The following is a 14,387-nucleotide window of genomic DNA, read 5'->3' on the forward strand; positions in this document are numbered from 1 at the left end:
GGCGCTACCTTCCCTCGTCGTGTGTCGCCATCGGCTCCACCGGAATCCCGAACTCGAGCGACTCGGTGTCGAAACAACTGTGGTTGCCGGTATGGCATGCGGCGCCGGTCTGGTCGACGATCAGCAGCAGCGTATCGCCGTCGCAGTCCAGCCGGATGTCGTGTACGTACTGCGTGTGTCCGCTGGTCTCTCCCTTGACCCAGTACTGCTGGCGCGACCGCGAGTAGTACGTGCCGCGACGGGTGGCGAGCGTGCGCTCGAGCGCCTCGTCGTCCATCCAGGCCATCATCAGCACCTGTCCGGTCGATCGCTCCTGTGCGATCGCCGCGAACAATCCGTCGCTGTTGCGCTTGAGCGAGGCCGCGAGTTCTGCGGGCAGCGCCATGGGGTGTCTCCTCTGTCGTCAGGGTCCGGGCGGTGTCAGGTGGTCAGCGAACGACGATGCCGTCGGCCCGCATCGCGTCCTTGACCTCACCGATCGTCATGTCGCCGAAGTGGAACACCGAGGCGGCCAGCACTGCGTCGGCGCCCGCGTGGACGGCGGGTGCGAAGTCGGCGACCCGACCTGCCCCGCCACTGGCGATCACCGGAATGGTGACCGCTGCGCGCACGGCCGTCAGCATCCGGAGGTCGAATCCGGCCTTGGTGCCGTCGGCGTCCATCGAGTTCAACAGGATCTCGCCCACGCCGAGTTCCTGGCCGCGACGGGCCCACTCGACCGCGTCGATGCCGGTGCTGCGACGACCACCGTGCGTGGTGACCTCCCAGCCCGACGGCGTCGGTTCGTTGCCTTCGGGAACGGTCCTGGCGTCCACCGACAGCACGATGCACTGCGAGCCGAAGCGTTCGCTCATCTCGCTGAGCACCTCGGGACGGGCGATGGCCGCGGTGTTGACGCTGACCTTGTCGGCGCCCGCCCGGAGCATCGCGTCCACGTCGTCGACGGTCCGGATGCCACCGCCGACGGTGAGCGGGATGAAGATCTGGTCGGCGGTCCGCCGGACCACGTCGATCATGGTGCCGCGGCCGGCGCTGGAGGCGGTCACGTCGAGGAAGGTCAACTCGTCCGCGCCCTCGGCGTTGTACCGAGCCGCGAGTTCGACCGGGTCGCCCGCATCGCGGAGGTTCTCGAAGTTGACGCCCTTGACCACGCGGCCGTCGTCGACGTCCAGGCAGGGGATGACGCGAACTGCGACGGTCACGGTGAGCTCTCCTCAGGTTGAGTGTGGGGTCTGTGTTCAGGTGTGGTTGTTCGAGGCGAGACGGTGGGCCGGGTGACCCGTCAGCTTCGTCCCGCGCGGTGTTCGGCGATCTGGTCTGGCATCGACTCGGCGATCACGTCGAGCAGTTCGGCATGCAACTGGCGGTTCCCGGTGACCAGCGACGTCGAGTGCACGGTCCACGGTTCACCGGCGACATCGGTCGCGAGTCCCCCGGCCGCGCGGACCAACGCCGCACCCGCCGCGTTGTCCCAGGCCTTGGCGCTGAACGAGACGGCACCACCGAACACGCCCGCTGCCACGTACGCGACATCGATGCCGTTGGACCCGGTCATCCGCAGGCGCCCGGCGCGGTAGCTGAGGTGACGCTGAAGTTCTGCGCGCGCGGCACCGGGATAGCGACCCCGCGATTTGGCGTTGAACGCGCCGAGACCGATCACCGCGGTCTGCAGCGGACTGTCGGGCACGGGCGGCATCGCCTCACCGTTGACCAGCAGTGAGCCGCCGGCGTGTCCGGCGAAGGTCTGCCCGATCAACGGCATCCGAGTGAGGCCGATGACGGGCACTCCGTCGATCGCCAGAGCCAGCAGCATGGCGGCCATCGGCATGCCGACCGAGTAGTTGAAGGTCCCGTCGATCGGGTCGAGGATCCACATCGCCCCGGTCTCCGGCGCGGGACCGCCGAACTCCTCGCCGTGGACTTCGATACCGGTGCGCGCTTCGAGCAGGTCGCCGATCCGGCGTTCGAGCGCCAGGTCGACGTCGGTGGCGAAGTCGCCGACACCCTTGACGTGGACGCCGGGAGACCCGAGTCCGTCGACGAAGAGCCCCGAGACCTCGTCGAGCACGGACTCGGCGGCAGCCGTCAGCTGCGCCAGATCCACACCGTCGACGTCGGTCATGCCAGGATCACCGGCTCCCCGCGGCGGCGACCGCGTCGAGGGCTTCGGCCATCGTGAAGCGTCCGGCGTAGAGAGCCTTGCCGATGATCGCGCCTTCGACGCCGATCCCGGTCAATTCGGCGATCGCCCGCAGGTCGTCGAGCTGCGAGATGCCACCCGAGGCCACCACCGGCGCATCGGTGGCGCGCGCCACCTGCTCGAGCAGTTCCAGGTTGGGCCCGGTGAGCGTGCCGTCCTTGCTGACGTCGGTGACGACGTAGCGTGCACAGCCGTCGTTGTCGAGACGTTCGAGTGTCTCCCACAGGTCGCCGCCCTCGGTGACCCAGCCGCGGCCGCGCACGATGTACGAGTCGCCGTTGCGCGTCACATCGAGGCCGACGGCGATCTTGTCGCCGTGCTCGGCGATGGCTCGCGCGCACCACGCGGGGTTCTCGATGGCAGCGGTCCCCAGGTTCACGCGGGTGCAGCCGGTGGCCAGGGCCGCGGAGAGGGTGGCGTCGTCGCGGATACCGCCCGAGAGCTCCACCTTGATGTCGACCTCCGCAGCGACCTCGGCCAGCAGCGCGCGGTTGTCGCCCCGGCCGAAGGCGGCGTCGAGGTCTACCAGATGCAGCCATTGCGCGCCGTCGCGCTGCCACGCCAGCGCTGCGTCGCGGGGCGAGCCGTAGGAGGTCTCCGACCCGGCCTCGCCCTTCACCAGGCGGACCGCCTGGCCGTCGACCACGTCGACGGCCGGGAGGAGTTCGAGAGTGCCCATCAGTCCAGTTCTCTTCTCTGTCGTGAAAATTTCGATGCGGTCCGCGAATCGGCCGCGCAGTCGACCGAGCGGCCTCGGTCGATCAGGATTGCTCCCGCTTGGCTTCGAGCTCAGCTCGCCGCCGGTCGATCTCCTGCTGAACCCCCGACATCATGCGTCGCGACACCAGTGCGATCACGACCACCATGCCGAATACCGCCCCGATGGCCACGCACAGTGCGGCGATCGGGTAGGGACGGGCCAGCAGCACGATCACCGGAAGCATCACGGCCAGCACCACCACGCCGGCACCGAGTGAATAGAACACCAGCTTCCCGAACGAGAACTCCGACTGCCGTCCGCCTTCAGCGTTCACTTTAGGCAAGCCCCCCGATCCAGTTCTGCAGCAGTTGCGCGCCCACGTCGCCGGACTTCTCCGGGTGGAACTGCGTCGCCGACAGCGGCCCGTTCTCCACCGCGGCCAGAAATCGGCCGCCGTGATCGGACCAGGTGAGCTTCGGCGCCACCAGCGGCCCGTCGTTGTCCATCTCCCACTCCTGGACCCCGTACGAGTGCACGAAGTAGAAACGGGCATCGTCGTCGATGCCTGCGAAGAGTGCCGAGTCCTCCGGCGCATCCACGGTGTTCCAACCCATGTGCGGGAGGACCGGGGCCTGCAGCCGGGACACCGAACCCGGCCACTCGGCACACCCTTCGGTCTCGACCCCGTGCTCCATGCCGCGGTCGAACAGAATCTGCATGCCGACGCAGATGCCGAGCACGGGTCGACCGCCGGCCAGGCGGCGTCCGATGATCCGGTCACCGCGAACGGTCTTGAGGCCGGCCATGCACGCGGCGAAGGCGCCGACGCCCGGCACCAGCAGTCCGTCGGCGTTGATCGCGGTGTCGAAGTCCGAGGTGATCTCCACGTCGGCGCCGGCGTGCTCCAACGCCCGCTGTGCCGAACGCAGGTTGCCCGACCCGTAATCGAGAAGCGCTACTCGCTTCATCTACAGGGCGCCCTTCGTCGACGGGATGCCACTGGTGCGCGGGTCCGGCTCCACGGCCTCGCGCAGGGCACGGGCGACCGCCTTGAACTCGGCTTCGGTGATGTGGTGCTGGTCGCGGCCGTACAGGACACGCACGTGCAGGGCGATCCGCGCGTTGAGCGCGATCGACTCGAAACAGTGCCGATTGAGGACGGTCGAGTACGAGACGACCGGCTTGTCGCCGCCGGAGTAGCCGCCGATCACCGCGGTCAGCATGTGGTCCGGTTCTCCGGTGTGGACGCAGTACGGTCGGCCGGACACGTCGACGACGGCCTGCGCCAGGGTCTCGTCCATCGGGATCCAGGCGTCACCGAAGCGACGGATCCCCTTCTTGTCACCGAGGGCCTGCCCGATGGCCTGCCCGAGCACGATGCAGGTGTCCTCGACGGTGTGGTGGGCCTCGATCTCGATGTCGCCCTTGGCGTGGACGGTGAGGTCGAAGCTGCCGTGCGCACCGAAGGCGGTCAGCATGTGATCGAAGAACGGCACCGAGGTGTCGATGTCGGTCTTGCCGGTGCCGTCGAGTTTGATCTCGACGGTGATCGACGATTCCCGCGTGGTCCGCTCGACGCGAGCGATGCGCGGTGCGTGGGTGGGCTGATCTGTGGTCACTGCGGTTACTGCTGCTTTCGGTCTGGTCGGGCGAGCGAAGCGACGGGGGGTTCTGGTCGGGCGAGCGAAGCGACGGGGGGCGTTGGTCGGGCGAGCGAAGCGACGGGGGTTGGCGTTGGTCGGGCGAGGTCGGCCAGTTCTGCACTGACTTTCAAGAAGGCGTCGTTCTCAGCGGGCAATCCTATCGTCGCACGCAGGAAGCCCGGAATGCCGACGTCCCTGATCAGGACGCCGCGATCGAGGTACTGCTGCCAGCTCGCCGGTGCATCGGCGAAGCCGCCGAAGAGGACGAAATTGGAGTCCGACGGCGTCACCGTGTACCCGAGCTCGGCCAGGGCCGCGGCCACCCGGTCCCGTTCGGCGGCGATCGCCGCCACGTTGCCGAGGGTCTCCGCGGAGTGCTGCAGCGCGGCGCGCGCGGCGGCCTGGGTGAGCACCGACAGGTGATACGGCAGTCGGACCAGCAGCAGCGCGTCGATCATCGCCGGTGCCGCGGCCAGGTAGCCCAGCCGACCACCGGCGAACGCGAAGGCCTTGCTCATGGTCCGCGAGACGATGACCTTGGCGCCGAACTCGTCGATCAGCACGGCGGCGCTCGGCTGCGACGAGAACTCGCCGTAGGCCTCGTCGACGATGACGATGCCGGGCGCGGCCCGCAGGATCGCGCGGAGGTCGTCGAGCGGAATGCTGCCGCCGGTGGGGTTGTTCGGCGAGGTCACGAAGACCACATCGGGCTGGTGCTCGGTGATCGCGGCGACGGCCTGCTCCACGTCGAGCGAGAAGTCGTCGGCGCGGTGCGCGGGCAGCCACTCCGTCTGTGTGCCGTCGGCGATGATCGGGTGCATCGAGTACGACGGGACGAAGCCCATCGCGCTGCGACCGGGACCGCCGAAGGCCTGCAGGATCTGCTGCAGGATCTCGTTGGAGCCGTTGGCCGCCCAGATGTTGTCGACCGTGAGTTCCGTGCCGGTGGCCGCGGTCAGGTAGTCGGCGAGATCGGATCGGAGGGCCACGGCGTCGCGATCGGGGTACCGATGCAGTTCCGCCGACGCCGCGGTCACCGCTTTGGCGACGTCGTCGATGAGCGCCTGGCTGGGCGGATGCGGATTCTCGTTGGTGTTCAGCACCACCGGGACCTGCAGTTGCGGAGCGCCGTACGGCGACTTGCCGCGCAGGTTCTCGCGGAGCGGGAGGTCGTCGAGGGTCACCGACCGGCCCGGCACTGTGGTCACTTCGCTCCCCCGAATCGCGCTTGCACGGCCTCACCGTGCGCGGGCAGGTCTTCGGCGTTCGCGAGGGTCACCACGCGGTCGGCGATCTCGGCCAACGCGTCCCGGTCGTAGTCGATGACGTGGACGCCGCGCAGGAAGGTCTGCACCGAGAGCCCCGAGGCGTACTTGGCCGAGCCCGAGGTGGGCAGGACGTGGTTCGAGCCCGCGCTGTAGTCACCGAGGCTCACCGGGGAGTAGGTACCGACGAAGATAGCGCCGGCGCTGGTCACCCGGTCGGCGACGGCCTGTGCGTCGCGCGTCTGAATCTCGAGGTGTTCGGCGGCGTAGGCGTCGACGACCGTCAACCCGGCCTCGATGTCGTCGACCAGCACGATGCCCGACTGCGCGCCGGTCAGCGCGGTGGCGACCCGCTCGGCGTGCTTGGTGGCCGCTGCCGCCTCGGCGACGGCGGCGTCGACGGCGTCGGCAAGCGCGACGCTGTCGGTCACCAGCACCGACGCGGCGAGCACGTCGTGCTCGGCCTGGCTGATGAGGTCGGACGCGACCACGGCCGGGTCTGCGGAGTCGTCGGCCAGAATCGCGATCTCGGTGGGTCCGGCTTCGGAGTCGATGCCGACCACGCCGCGCACCAGTCGTTTGGCCGCGGTCACATAGATGTTTCCGGGCCCGGTCACCAGGTCCACCGGATCGAGCTCCTCGCCGGTGGTGTCGGTGCCGCCGTAGGCCAGCAGTGCGATGCCCTGGGCGCCGCCGACGGCCCAGACCTCGTCGACACCCAGCAGTGAGCAGGCGGCGAGGATCGTGGGGTGCGGCCACCCGCCGAAGTCGGCTTGCGCGGGAGACGCGACGACCAGCGATCCGACGCCTGCCTCCTGCGCGGGGACCACGTTCATGATCACGCTGGACGGATAGACGGCGTTGCCGCCGGGGACGTAGAGCCCCACGCGTCGCACCGGAATCCACTTCTCGGCGACGGTGCCGCCGGGGACCACCTGGGTGACGGTGGTCTCGCGACGCTGCGCGGCGTGCACGATTCGCGCCCGCCGGATCGACTCCTCGAGGGCGTCCACGACGGCGGGATCGAGACCGGCGCGGGCTTCCGCGATGACCTCGGCGGGGACCCGGACCGAGGCAGGGCGGACGCGGTCGAACTTCTCGGTGTAATCGAGAGCGGCGGTCGCTCCATGCTCGGCGATCGCTTCGACGACGGGCGTGACCGTGTCGAGCACGGCGTTGACGTCGGTTCCGCCGCGGGGCAGTGCACGACGCAGTTGGCTGAGCGTCGGGGTACTGCCTCGCAGATCGGTTCGGGTGAGCATGGCGGTGTGAATCTCCGAATCTGTTGGTGTCGCGACTGCACTGTCGGTGACATCGGGAACCCCACCAGGATATGCCGTCGACGCAAATCGTTTCTGCGTCGGGCCGACCCGACTGGGATCCGTTTCACAGAGCTGTCGCAGCTGCGACGTAAATGAATCCCCGATATCGCCGCTTCTAGCCGATTTCGCCCAGTAGTCGCCCCCCCAGGGGATTCATTTACGACGAGCAACCACCCCGCACGAAAGTAAGCCAAGCCTATGCTATTTAATCGAGACAATTGCTGTTAACCGACGGCGCCCCCTGCTCAGGAGATTTCCCGGATGGACAACGCGACCGACCCCGATTCGTACGACTACCCGACGGAGCCGATCGCGGCGCCCCCACCGGCCGCAGCACGCAAACCCGCGACTCCCCCGCCTGCCGTGAACTGGCCGACGGTGCTCGCCGCAGCGGGCGCCGCGGCGGTCGTCGCAGCGCTCGTGCTCACCGTCGGACTCACCGGAATGATGCTGACGCGGGACGGCGCACCCGACACCGCGGCCCCGGCAACCGTCGTGCAGCTCGGCCAGACCGCTCCGGTCGGCGCAGCTCCCGCCTCGGCTCCGGCGACAAGCGACGCGACTGCCCCTGGTTCCCCACCCGCCGATGCACCACTCCCTGACGCGCCCGCCGCCGATGGGCCGCTGCCGCAGGCGTCGTCGGAGACCTCCGCCACGAGCTCCGCGCCGAGCCGGGCGACCCAGCCGAAGCCGGGCGACCCGAACTTCAAGGTCACCGCCGACCGTCCGACGCTCGTCGACCTGACCAACATCGTGAACTTCCTGGTCGCGACCCGCGCCTCGGATCAAGCCAAGGCCGCGAACGTCGAGGGCGGCATGGCTGCGGTGGTGGTGCCGCGGACCGTGTACAGCCTGGGCCTGTTCCGTCCGCCGCTGGGCTGGAACAAGGTCACCGGACCGCTGGTGCAGAGCGGAGACACCGTCTCCGCGACGCTGAACAGCGGCTCCGCCGGACGACCGACCATTCGCATGACCATTCAGTTCAAGCGGATCGGCGGCAACTGGCGACTGGCGGCGAGCTCGATGTGCGAGGGCGTCAAGACCGTCGGTCTCAACATCTACTGCAACGCATGATCACCGCCTCCGCAGTGACCGTTCGGTTCGGTGGCACGACGGTGCTGAACGAGGTCTCCATGCACGTCCGCGACGGCCGGCTGTCGTACCTGCTCGGCCGTAACGGAGCGGGCAAGTCGACGCTGCTGCGGACCGCGTGCGGCATCGTCCGACCCGCCGGAGGTTCGGTCGCGATCGGCGGCCGGGATCCGCGAGAACTGACCAGTCCGGCGAGCGCGATCGGCGTCCACCTCGGCGCCGACTCTGCCGGCTCGCCGACCGGCCCCAACCCGATGCACACCGGTCGTCGCCATCTCCGCTGGCTGGCCGCCGCCGGCGGCGTCGACACAGCCCGGGTGGATCCGGTCTTGAAACGGGTGGGACTGCTCGACGCGGCCGACCGGCGGGTCGCCGACTACTCACTGGGCATGCGGCAGCGTCTCGGGATCGCCGCGGCCCTGCTGCCCGATCCGGAGAACCTGATCTTCGACGAACCGGTCAACGGCCTCGACATCGACGGCATCCGCTGGCTGCGCACCCTGTTGCGCGGCCTCGCGGACGAGGGACGCGCGGTGGTCATCGCCTCGCATCTCTTCGACGAGGTGACCAGAACGGGCGACGACGTGATCGTGCTGGAGCGCGGCCGCAAGGTGGCCGATGCACCGCTGGCGGAGTTCGTCGACGGCTACGACGACTTGGAGTCGGCGTATCTCGATCTGATCCGGCCGGCCGAGCACCCCGGGGTCATCCGATGACCGGCTTCGCACAGTTGCTCCGCGCGGTCCGGGCCGAGGGCGTCCGGTTGGGTGGGCGTCGCGGGCCGCTGGCGTTCGCTGCGCTGCCGGGCGCGGTCCTCGCTCCCCTGATCGTCACCTTCGTCATCGCCGCTGTCGCCGAGCGATTCGCCACGATGTCCGCGAGCATCCAGGTGACCTCGGTGCAGACCTCGAACGCGGTGTACTGGGTGCTGACCTTCACGGTGATCACCTGGGCCCTGATCGCGGCGACGGCCCAGGCATCGATCGCCCGCGGGTCCGCGGGCGATCTCGAGCGCTACCTGTTCCCGCGGTCCTGGACCGCCCCCGCCGCGCGCTGGCTGCTCTGCGGGACCTCGTCCGCCGCGATGGGCCTGGTGCTGGTGATCGTGGTGATGACGGTCTTGCCCGCGGCATTCCCCGCGGTCTACGGGGGTGTCGACATCGGTTCGCCCGAGGGACTCCGGTTTCTGGCCACGGTCCCGGTCTACGCGTTCGTCACGTGCGGGATCGGCGTGGGACTCGGAGCGCTCATCGGGCACCCGGTGGTGACCGCGGTGGTGCTGCTGGGGTGGGCCTTCGTCGTCGAGAACTCCATCGCCCTGGCGCCGAACGGATACACGATGCAGGGGTACATGCCGTTCCTGAACGGACAGTTCGGCACCGGTCAGGATCTGGCGTTCACCCCGCCGTGGGGCATGAACGGCGCACTGGCCTACTCCGCGGGCGTCGCGGTCGTGCTGTTCGCCGCGGGGTGCGCGGTCCTGGCTCGCCGACGCAGCTGATCGGCCGGCCCGCGGCGCGAACGGGCGGGTTCATGTCCGGTGGCGCGTCTACAGTCGTCGCATGGTGAAAACGAAGCCGAGCGACGAGTCCGTCGACGACTACCTCGCAGCGGTGGAGAACGACCGACGCCGCACCGATGCGCAGTCCGTGGTGCAGTTGATGCGTGAGGTGTCGGGTGTCGAACCGGTCATGTGGGGCTCGATGGTCGGCTTCGGGACGCAACCGTACACCACCGCGGACGGCAAGTCCCACGAGTGGTTCGTGATCGGTCTCGCTCCGCGCAAGCAGGCGCTCACCCTGTACGGCCTCACCTTCTACGGCTCCAACCAGGACCTGCTGGACCGGCTGGGGAAGCACCGCCTCGGCAAGGGCTGCCTGTATCTCACCCGCCTCGATGCCGTCGACGGTGACGTGTTGCGCGAACTGGTGGAACGCGGATGGGCGGGCGACCACCGGTCGCCCGCGTGATGTGAGGTCGGGGTTCCCCGACCTCACCTCACATGTCGAGACCGAAATCCAACACCGTCACCGAGTGGGTCAGGGCGCCGACCGCAAGAAAGTCCACCCCCGTGCGGGCGTAGTCCAGGGCGACGTCGAGACTGAGGCCGCCGGACGACTCCAGCAGGGTGTCGGGCGAGGCCGCGTCCCGCCGCTGAACAGCCATCTGCGTGGCCCACGGCTCGAAGTTGTCGAGCAGCACCAGCTGCGGCGCCAGCGCCAACACCTCGTCGAGCTGTTCGAGCGAGTCGACCTCGACCTCCACCGGGACCTCCGGCGCTGCGGCGCGCACTGCGGCGAGCGCCTTGCCGACGCCCCCCGCCGCGACGACGTGATTGTCCTTGATCAACGCGGCGTCGCCGAGTCCCATGCGATGGTTGACGCCCCCGCCCGCGCGGACCGCGTACTTCTGCAATGCGCGCAGCCCCGGAAGCGTCTTGCGTGAGTCCCGGATGCGGGCCTTGGTGCCGTCGACGGCCTCGACCCAAGCCGCGGTGGCCGTCGCGATGCCGGACAGATGGCACAGCAGGTTGAGCGCGGTGCGCTCGGCGGTCAGCAACGACGTCGCCGGCGCCCGCACGGCCAGAGCCACCGAACCGGGCTCCACGCGGGCGCCGTCGGCGAGTTGCTCGGTCACGACGTAGTTTCCCGCACCGATCACCTGGTCGAAGACCGCGCGGACCACCGGCAGGCCGGCCACCACGCCGGCCTGCCGGGCCACGATCTTCGCGTCGGCGACGGTGTCGGCCGGCACGGTGGCCAGCGTGGTGACGTCCGGTCCGTACCGCAGGTCCTCAAGGAGTGCGGTGCGGATGAGGGCGTCGAGTTCCTCGTCGACCACCAGGTCGAGGTCGCCGGTGGTCTGCTGTCCGATGAAGCTGCTCACGAGCGCCTATTCTCCGCCACCGGGGTTGCCGATGGCGATCATCCGCTCCACGGAGAGTCGCGCACGCTCGGCGACATCCGGTGCCACGTGCACCTCGTCGCGCCCCTCGGTGAGGCAACGCAGCAGGGCAGCGGGGGTGATCATCTTCATGTACGGGCAGGCGGCCTTCTCATTGACCGCACGGAAATCGATCTCCGGCGCGGCGCGTCGCAACTGGTGCAGCATGCCGACCTCGGTCGCGACCAGCACCTGCCCCGACTTCGACTCGCGTGCGGCTTCGATCATGCCGCCGGTCGAGAGGATCTGGACCCTCTCCTCGGGCACGATGCCCTCGCCCGACAGGTACAGGGCCGACGTCGCGCAGCCGCACTCCGGGTGGATGAACAACTCCGCGTCCGGGTGCGCCGCGGTCTGCTCCATCAGCTCGTCGCCGTTGATGCCCGCGTGCACGTGGCATTCACCCGCCCAGATGTGAATGTTGTCGCGACCGGTCTCCCGCTTCACGTGAGCGCCGAGGAACTGGTCCGGCAGGAACAGCACGTCCTTGTCGGGGTCGATCGACGCGACCACGTCGACCGCGTTGGACGACGTGCAGCAGATGTCGGTGAGGCCCTTCACCTCGGCGGTCGTGTTGACGTACGAGACGACGACCGCGTCCGGGTACTCGGCCTTCCATGCGCGGAGATCGTCGGCGGTGATCGAGTCGGCCAGCGAGCAGCCTGCACGCTCGTCCGGAATCAGCACGCGCTTGGTGGGACTGAGGATCTTCGCGGTCTCGGCCATGAAGTGGACGCCGCAGAAGATGATCTCGTCGGCGTCGGTCTCGGCCGCGATACGCGAGAGCGCCAGCGAGTCGCCAACGTGGTCGGCGATGTCCTGGATCGCCGGAACCTGGTAGTTGTGCGCCAGGATGGTGGCGTTGCGCGCCTTGGCCAGCCGTTTGATCTCCGCCGCCCACGCGGCGTCGGCCTCCACGCCGCCGTACGCGGCCGGAATGCTGTGGCGCGGGTCGGGCATGCCCAGATCGGTCTCGGTCCGGGTGATCACGGTTCCAGTAGTCATCTCGACTGCTCTCCCATCGTTCCATCTCCGAAGCAGGGCTGCGCTCCGGAGGTTTTCGACCATAGATCGAAAACACCTCGCCATGGTAACACCTGTGATCGAGACCGCATTCCCGGCGACCTGTCAGGGCCGCAGATCGCGCCACGCAGCCCAGTGGTGCACGGCCACGCCGCGGTAGTGCGGATTGTCGGCGAGCTCGGCATCCACCACCGCGAGTTCGCGGTTCAGCACCGCCGCGCCGTCGTCGGCGAAGGTCGTCTCGGGCGGCACTCCCGGCCCCACGAGCATCGTCTCGACGCCGAGTCGAAACGGCCGACGGCTCGCCGTCGCGACCATCAAGGCAGGCCCCGCGAACTCCAGAATCGAGTCGGCACGGTCGCGGTAGGCCAGCACCGTCACTGACGCCGTCGCCCGGAGCACCCGACCCGCCTCGACGGGCACCACGCTGAAGAGCCAGGGCGCCATGTCGATCTCGATCGCGACGGAGTGCTCGAACACCCAGCGGGGATCTCCGCCCATACAGGCGGCGCCGATCCCCGAGGCCCGCAGCGCGGCGGATCGCCCTGGTCGGCCGGCATGGTCGAAGCCTATCGCGGACACTGCGCCCATCCGCGGCCTCGGCGCCGCTTAGGCTGGTGGCCATGTCCGACACCACTGTTCGCGTCGAGGTGCTGTCCTCGGTCTTCCAGGTCCGTGATCTGGCCGGCTCGGAACCCGTGCTGCAAGTGCTGCTGACCCGAAGCGGCGACGAATGGTCACTGCCCGGCGGACCGATCGTGGAGCGCGAGACCCTGGGTTCCGCGGCGGTGCGATGGCTGGGCACCCGTGCGGGCCTGACCCGCGTCGCGCACCTGGAGCAGTTGTCGGTGTTCTCCGACCCCGATCGCGTCCCGGACGAGCGCACGGTCGCATCGACATTCTTGGGACTGGTCCCCAGCGACATCGCGGCCGAGACGGTGTCGGACGCCGACTGGTTCGCCGTCGATCAGCTGCCGCCGCTGGCCTACGACCACCGCGACATCGTCGACCTGGCCCGGCACCGGCTCGCGGGCAAGCTGTCGTACACGAACATCGCCTTCGCGCTCGCACCCAGCCAGTTCCCGATGTCGGAGCTCGCCGAGATCTACGGCGCAGCGCTGGGCTACGCGGTCGACTCGACCAATCTGCTCCGGGTGCTCTCGCGCCGCGGTGTGGTGGTCGCGACGGGGACGGTGGGTCGGACCGGCGGCAAGGGCGGTAGACCACCCGCGCTGTTCGCCTTCGCCGACTCTCGCCTGCGCGTCACGGACGAGTTCGCGGCGCTTCGTCCGCCGATGTGAGCGACGCCGGCGCGACCGGTCCCGATCCGATCGGGACGAAGTCCTCGCCTGCCGGCCCGGACACCGGCACCGGAGGCCGCTTCGTCGCCTCCCGGTCCCCGTCGCCGCGACCGAGATCGGCGTCGGCGCAGGAGATCACGCACACCAGGTAGACCAGCAGCGCGGCGGCCGGCGCACAGATCAGCAGCAACCACGACGGGCCTACGCTTCCATCGAGCCAGAGGGCTCCCGTCCGCTGATACGCGCCCGGTGCCGCCGGGTCGAGGTCGGCGCGGACCGACCGGGTGAAGACCTCCGAGAGTTGCAGGGCGATCGCCGCCGTCGCGATCGACATCACGGTCACGAACAGCAGTCCCCCCGGGCCCCGCGTCGAACGGAGCCCGAACCAGGACGCCAGCGCGATCACCACGCCGAGTCCCATCGCCAGCAGCGCAAAGACCGCGACGCCGTCGAAGAGCTTGGCCGGGTCGGCCTCGGTGGTGAAACCCGCGGTGCCGTCGTGCTCGACGGTGAGGTTCGCGGCGGGTGCGATCAGCACCCACAACCCCGCGACCAGCACCGCCGCACCCAACAGCGCGACCACCACCACGACCGCCCGGCGCATGTTCATCGCTCGCCCAACTCCGTGGAGTCGAGGGTTCCGTGCCGGGAACACCGGGCATCCCAGCCGTCGGGACGGACCTGGACCACCATGCGGCGACCGCATTGACCGCAGAACCGCGGAGGTTCCAGACCGAGCTGCGCGGCGGCGGGCACCGCCTCGGGCGATTCCAGTTCCAGCTCGATCCCGGTGTAGACGCCGTAGCGCAGCGGCTCGCGCAACGGCCCCGGAATCGCCCCGGCCATCGTGCCGGTCGTCGCCCCGTTCATCGTCTTCGTCGCCTCCTGCTGCCTGCTG

General features: G+C 69.3%; 18 protein-coding genes and 1 pseudogene. 5 read left to right on the forward strand and 14 right to left on the reverse strand.

Features of this window, described 5'->3' with window-relative positions; translation table 11 throughout:
- Positions 1 to 4: 4 nt before the first annotated feature.
- From hisI to hisD, 9 genes and pseudogenes are all read right to left on the reverse strand, one after another.
- On the reverse strand, positions 5 to 385 hold the full coding sequence (hisI, locus tag GX543_RS08900) for a phosphoribosyl-AMP cyclohydrolase (protein WP_290851391.1): 381 nt from the start codon (positions 383 to 385) through the stop codon (positions 5 to 7).
- Between the two features lie 43 nt (positions 386 to 428).
- Positions 429 to 1,202 (reverse strand): imidazole glycerol phosphate synthase subunit HisF, encoded by a 774-nt coding sequence (gene hisF / locus GX543_RS08905; RefSeq protein ID WP_290851393.1) that lies wholly within the window; start codon positions 1,200 to 1,202, stop codon positions 429 to 431.
- An 80-nt stretch (positions 1,203 to 1,282) separates the two neighbouring features.
- Positions 1,283 to 2,122: an inositol monophosphatase gene (locus tag GX543_RS08910; RefSeq protein ID WP_290851395.1), complete on the reverse strand. Its 840-nt coding sequence runs from the start codon at positions 2,120 to 2,122 to the stop codon at positions 1,283 to 1,285.
- A gap of 7 nt (positions 2,123 to 2,129) precedes the next feature.
- The gene (priA, locus tag GX543_RS08915) at positions 2,130 to 2,879 is read right to left on the reverse strand and encodes a bifunctional 1-(5-phosphoribosyl)-5-((5-phosphoribosylamino)methylideneamino)imidazole-4-carboxamide isomerase/phosphoribosylanthranilate isomerase PriA (protein ID WP_290851397.1); all 750 of its coding nucleotides are present in this window, start codon (positions 2,877 to 2,879) and stop codon (positions 2,130 to 2,132) included.
- Between the two features lie 82 nt (positions 2,880 to 2,961).
- A complete protein-coding gene (locus GX543_RS08920; protein WP_290851455.1) occupies positions 2,962 to 3,234 on the reverse strand; it encodes a hypothetical protein in 273 nt (90 codons plus the stop codon).
- Between the two features lies 1 nt (position 3,235).
- Positions 3,236 to 3,868 (reverse strand): imidazole glycerol phosphate synthase subunit HisH, encoded by a 633-nt coding sequence (gene hisH, locus GX543_RS08925; protein WP_290851399.1) that lies wholly within the window; start codon positions 3,866 to 3,868, stop codon positions 3,236 to 3,238.
- On the reverse strand, positions 3,869 to 4,519 hold the full coding sequence (gene hisB / locus GX543_RS08930; RefSeq protein ID WP_290851400.1) for an imidazoleglycerol-phosphate dehydratase HisB: 651 nt from the start codon (positions 4,517 to 4,519) through the stop codon (positions 3,869 to 3,871).
- 95 nt (positions 4,520 to 4,614) lie between these two features.
- Positions 4,615 to 5,751, reverse strand: a pseudogene (locus tag GX543_RS08935) (histidinol-phosphate transaminase); the annotation flags it as partial.
- Complete coding sequence (hisD, locus tag GX543_RS08940) at positions 5,748 to 7,070, reverse strand: histidinol dehydrogenase (RefSeq protein WP_290851402.1); 1,323 nt, start codon at positions 7,068 to 7,070, stop codon at positions 5,748 to 5,750. The gene hisD and the pseudogene GX543_RS08935, both read right to left, overlap by 4 nt.
- Positions 7,071 to 7,754: 684 nt before the next feature.
- Here hisD and GX543_RS08945 point away from each other — a divergent pair.
- The 4 genes from GX543_RS08945 (at position 7,755) to GX543_RS08960 (ending at position 10,192) form a co-directional block, all read left to right on the forward strand.
- Complete coding sequence (locus GX543_RS08945; protein ID WP_290851456.1) at positions 7,755 to 8,204, forward strand: hypothetical protein; 450 nt, start codon at positions 7,755 to 7,757, stop codon at positions 8,202 to 8,204.
- Positions 8,201 to 8,938 (forward strand): ATP-binding cassette domain-containing protein, encoded by a 738-nt coding sequence (locus tag GX543_RS08950; RefSeq protein WP_290851403.1) that lies wholly within the window; start codon positions 8,201 to 8,203, stop codon positions 8,936 to 8,938. The genes GX543_RS08945 and GX543_RS08950 overlap by 4 nt, the downstream gene beginning before the upstream one ends.
- Positions 8,935 to 9,723 carry an ABC transporter permease gene (locus GX543_RS08955; RefSeq protein ID WP_290851405.1) on the forward strand — a complete coding sequence of 263 codons (789 nt, stop codon included), beginning with the start codon at positions 8,935 to 8,937 and terminating at the stop codon, positions 9,721 to 9,723. The genes GX543_RS08950 and GX543_RS08955 overlap by 4 nt, the downstream gene beginning before the upstream one ends.
- A gap of 61 nt (positions 9,724 to 9,784) precedes the next feature.
- Complete coding sequence (locus GX543_RS08960; RefSeq protein WP_290851406.1) at positions 9,785 to 10,192, forward strand: DUF1801 domain-containing protein; 408 nt, start codon at positions 9,785 to 9,787, stop codon at positions 10,190 to 10,192.
- 28 nt (positions 10,193 to 10,220) lie between these two features.
- Here the strand turns inward: GX543_RS08960 and nadC are convergent, their stop codons facing one another.
- From nadC to GX543_RS08975, 3 genes are all read right to left on the reverse strand, one after another.
- On the reverse strand, positions 10,221 to 11,108 hold the full coding sequence (gene nadC / locus GX543_RS08965; protein WP_290851408.1) for a carboxylating nicotinate-nucleotide diphosphorylase: 888 nt from the start codon (positions 11,106 to 11,108) through the stop codon (positions 10,221 to 10,223).
- Positions 11,109 to 11,114: 6 nt separating this feature from the next.
- The gene (gene nadA / locus GX543_RS08970) at positions 11,115 to 12,125 is read right to left on the reverse strand and encodes a quinolinate synthase NadA (RefSeq protein WP_290851458.1); all 1,011 of its coding nucleotides are present in this window, start codon (positions 12,123 to 12,125) and stop codon (positions 11,115 to 11,117) included.
- Between the two features lie 168 nt (positions 12,126 to 12,293).
- A complete protein-coding gene (locus tag GX543_RS08975) occupies positions 12,294 to 12,689 on the reverse strand; it encodes a hypothetical protein (protein ID WP_290851409.1) in 396 nt (131 codons plus the stop codon).
- A gap of 122 nt (positions 12,690 to 12,811) precedes the next feature.
- Here GX543_RS08975 and GX543_RS08980 point away from each other — a divergent pair, with 122 nt between their 5' ends.
- A complete protein-coding gene (locus GX543_RS08980) occupies positions 12,812 to 13,489 on the forward strand; it encodes an NUDIX domain-containing protein (RefSeq protein ID WP_290851411.1) in 678 nt (225 codons plus the stop codon).
- Here the strand turns inward: GX543_RS08980 and GX543_RS08985 are convergent.
- Together GX543_RS08985 and GX543_RS08990 are read right to left on the reverse strand one after the other, a co-directional pair.
- On the reverse strand, positions 13,452 to 14,099 hold the full coding sequence (locus GX543_RS08985) for a DUF2567 domain-containing protein (protein ID WP_290851413.1): 648 nt from the start codon (positions 14,097 to 14,099) through the stop codon (positions 13,452 to 13,454). The genes GX543_RS08980 and GX543_RS08985 overlap by 38 nt on opposite strands.
- Positions 14,096 to 14,335: a hypothetical protein gene (locus tag GX543_RS08990; protein WP_290851460.1), complete on the reverse strand. Its 240-nt coding sequence runs from the start codon at positions 14,333 to 14,335 to the stop codon at positions 14,096 to 14,098. The genes GX543_RS08985 and GX543_RS08990 overlap by 4 nt, the downstream gene beginning before the upstream one ends.
- Positions 14,336 to 14,387: the final 52 nt, after the last annotated feature.

It is taken from the genome of Gordonia sp. (in: high G+C Gram-positive bacteria) (assembly GCF_012515855.1).
Taxonomy (GTDB): domain Bacteria; phylum Actinomycetota; class Actinomycetes; order Mycobacteriales; family Mycobacteriaceae; genus Gordonia.

Coding starts and splice junctions, on each gene's coding strand:
- hisI (WP_290851391.1), bottom strand. CDS start 385: ATGGCGCTGCCCGCAGAACTCGCGGCCTCGCTCAAGCGCAACAGCGAC.
- GX543_RS08910 (WP_290851395.1), bottom strand. CDS start 2,122: ATGACCGACGTCGACGGTGTGGATCTGGCGCAGCTGACGGCTGCCGCC.
- priA (WP_290851397.1), bottom strand. CDS start 2,879: ATGGGCACTCTCGAACTCCTCCCGGCCGTCGACGTGGTCGACGGCCAG.
- hisH (WP_290851399.1), bottom strand. CDS start 3,868: ATGAAGCGAGTAGCGCTTCTCGATTACGGGTCGGGCAACCTGCGTTCG.
- hisD (WP_290851402.1), bottom strand. CDS start 7,070: ATGCTCACCCGAACCGATCTGCGAGGCAGTACCCCGACGCTCAGCCAA.
- GX543_RS08950 (WP_290851403.1), top strand. CDS start 8,201: ATGATCACCGCCTCCGCAGTGACCGTTCGGTTCGGTGGCACGACGGTG.
- GX543_RS08955 (WP_290851405.1), top strand. CDS start 8,935: ATGACCGGCTTCGCACAGTTGCTCCGCGCGGTCCGGGCCGAGGGCGTC.
- GX543_RS08960 (WP_290851406.1), top strand. CDS start 9,785: ATGGTGAAAACGAAGCCGAGCGACGAGTCCGTCGACGACTACCTCGCA.
- nadA (WP_290851458.1), bottom strand. CDS start 12,125: ATGCCCGACCCGCGCCACAGCATTCCGGCCGCGTACGGCGGCGTGGAG.
- GX543_RS08975 (WP_290851409.1), bottom strand. CDS start 12,689: ATGGGCGGAGATCCCCGCTGGGTGTTCGAGCACTCCGTCGCGATCGAG.
- GX543_RS08980 (WP_290851411.1), top strand. CDS start 12,812: ATGTCCGACACCACTGTTCGCGTCGAGGTGCTGTCCTCGGTCTTCCAG.
- GX543_RS08985 (WP_290851413.1), bottom strand. CDS start 14,099: ATGAACATGCGCCGGGCGGTCGTGGTGGTGGTCGCGCTGTTGGGTGCG.
- GX543_RS08990 (WP_290851460.1), bottom strand. CDS start 14,335: ATGGCCGGGGCGATTCCGGGGCCGTTGCGCGAGCCGCTGCGCTACGGC.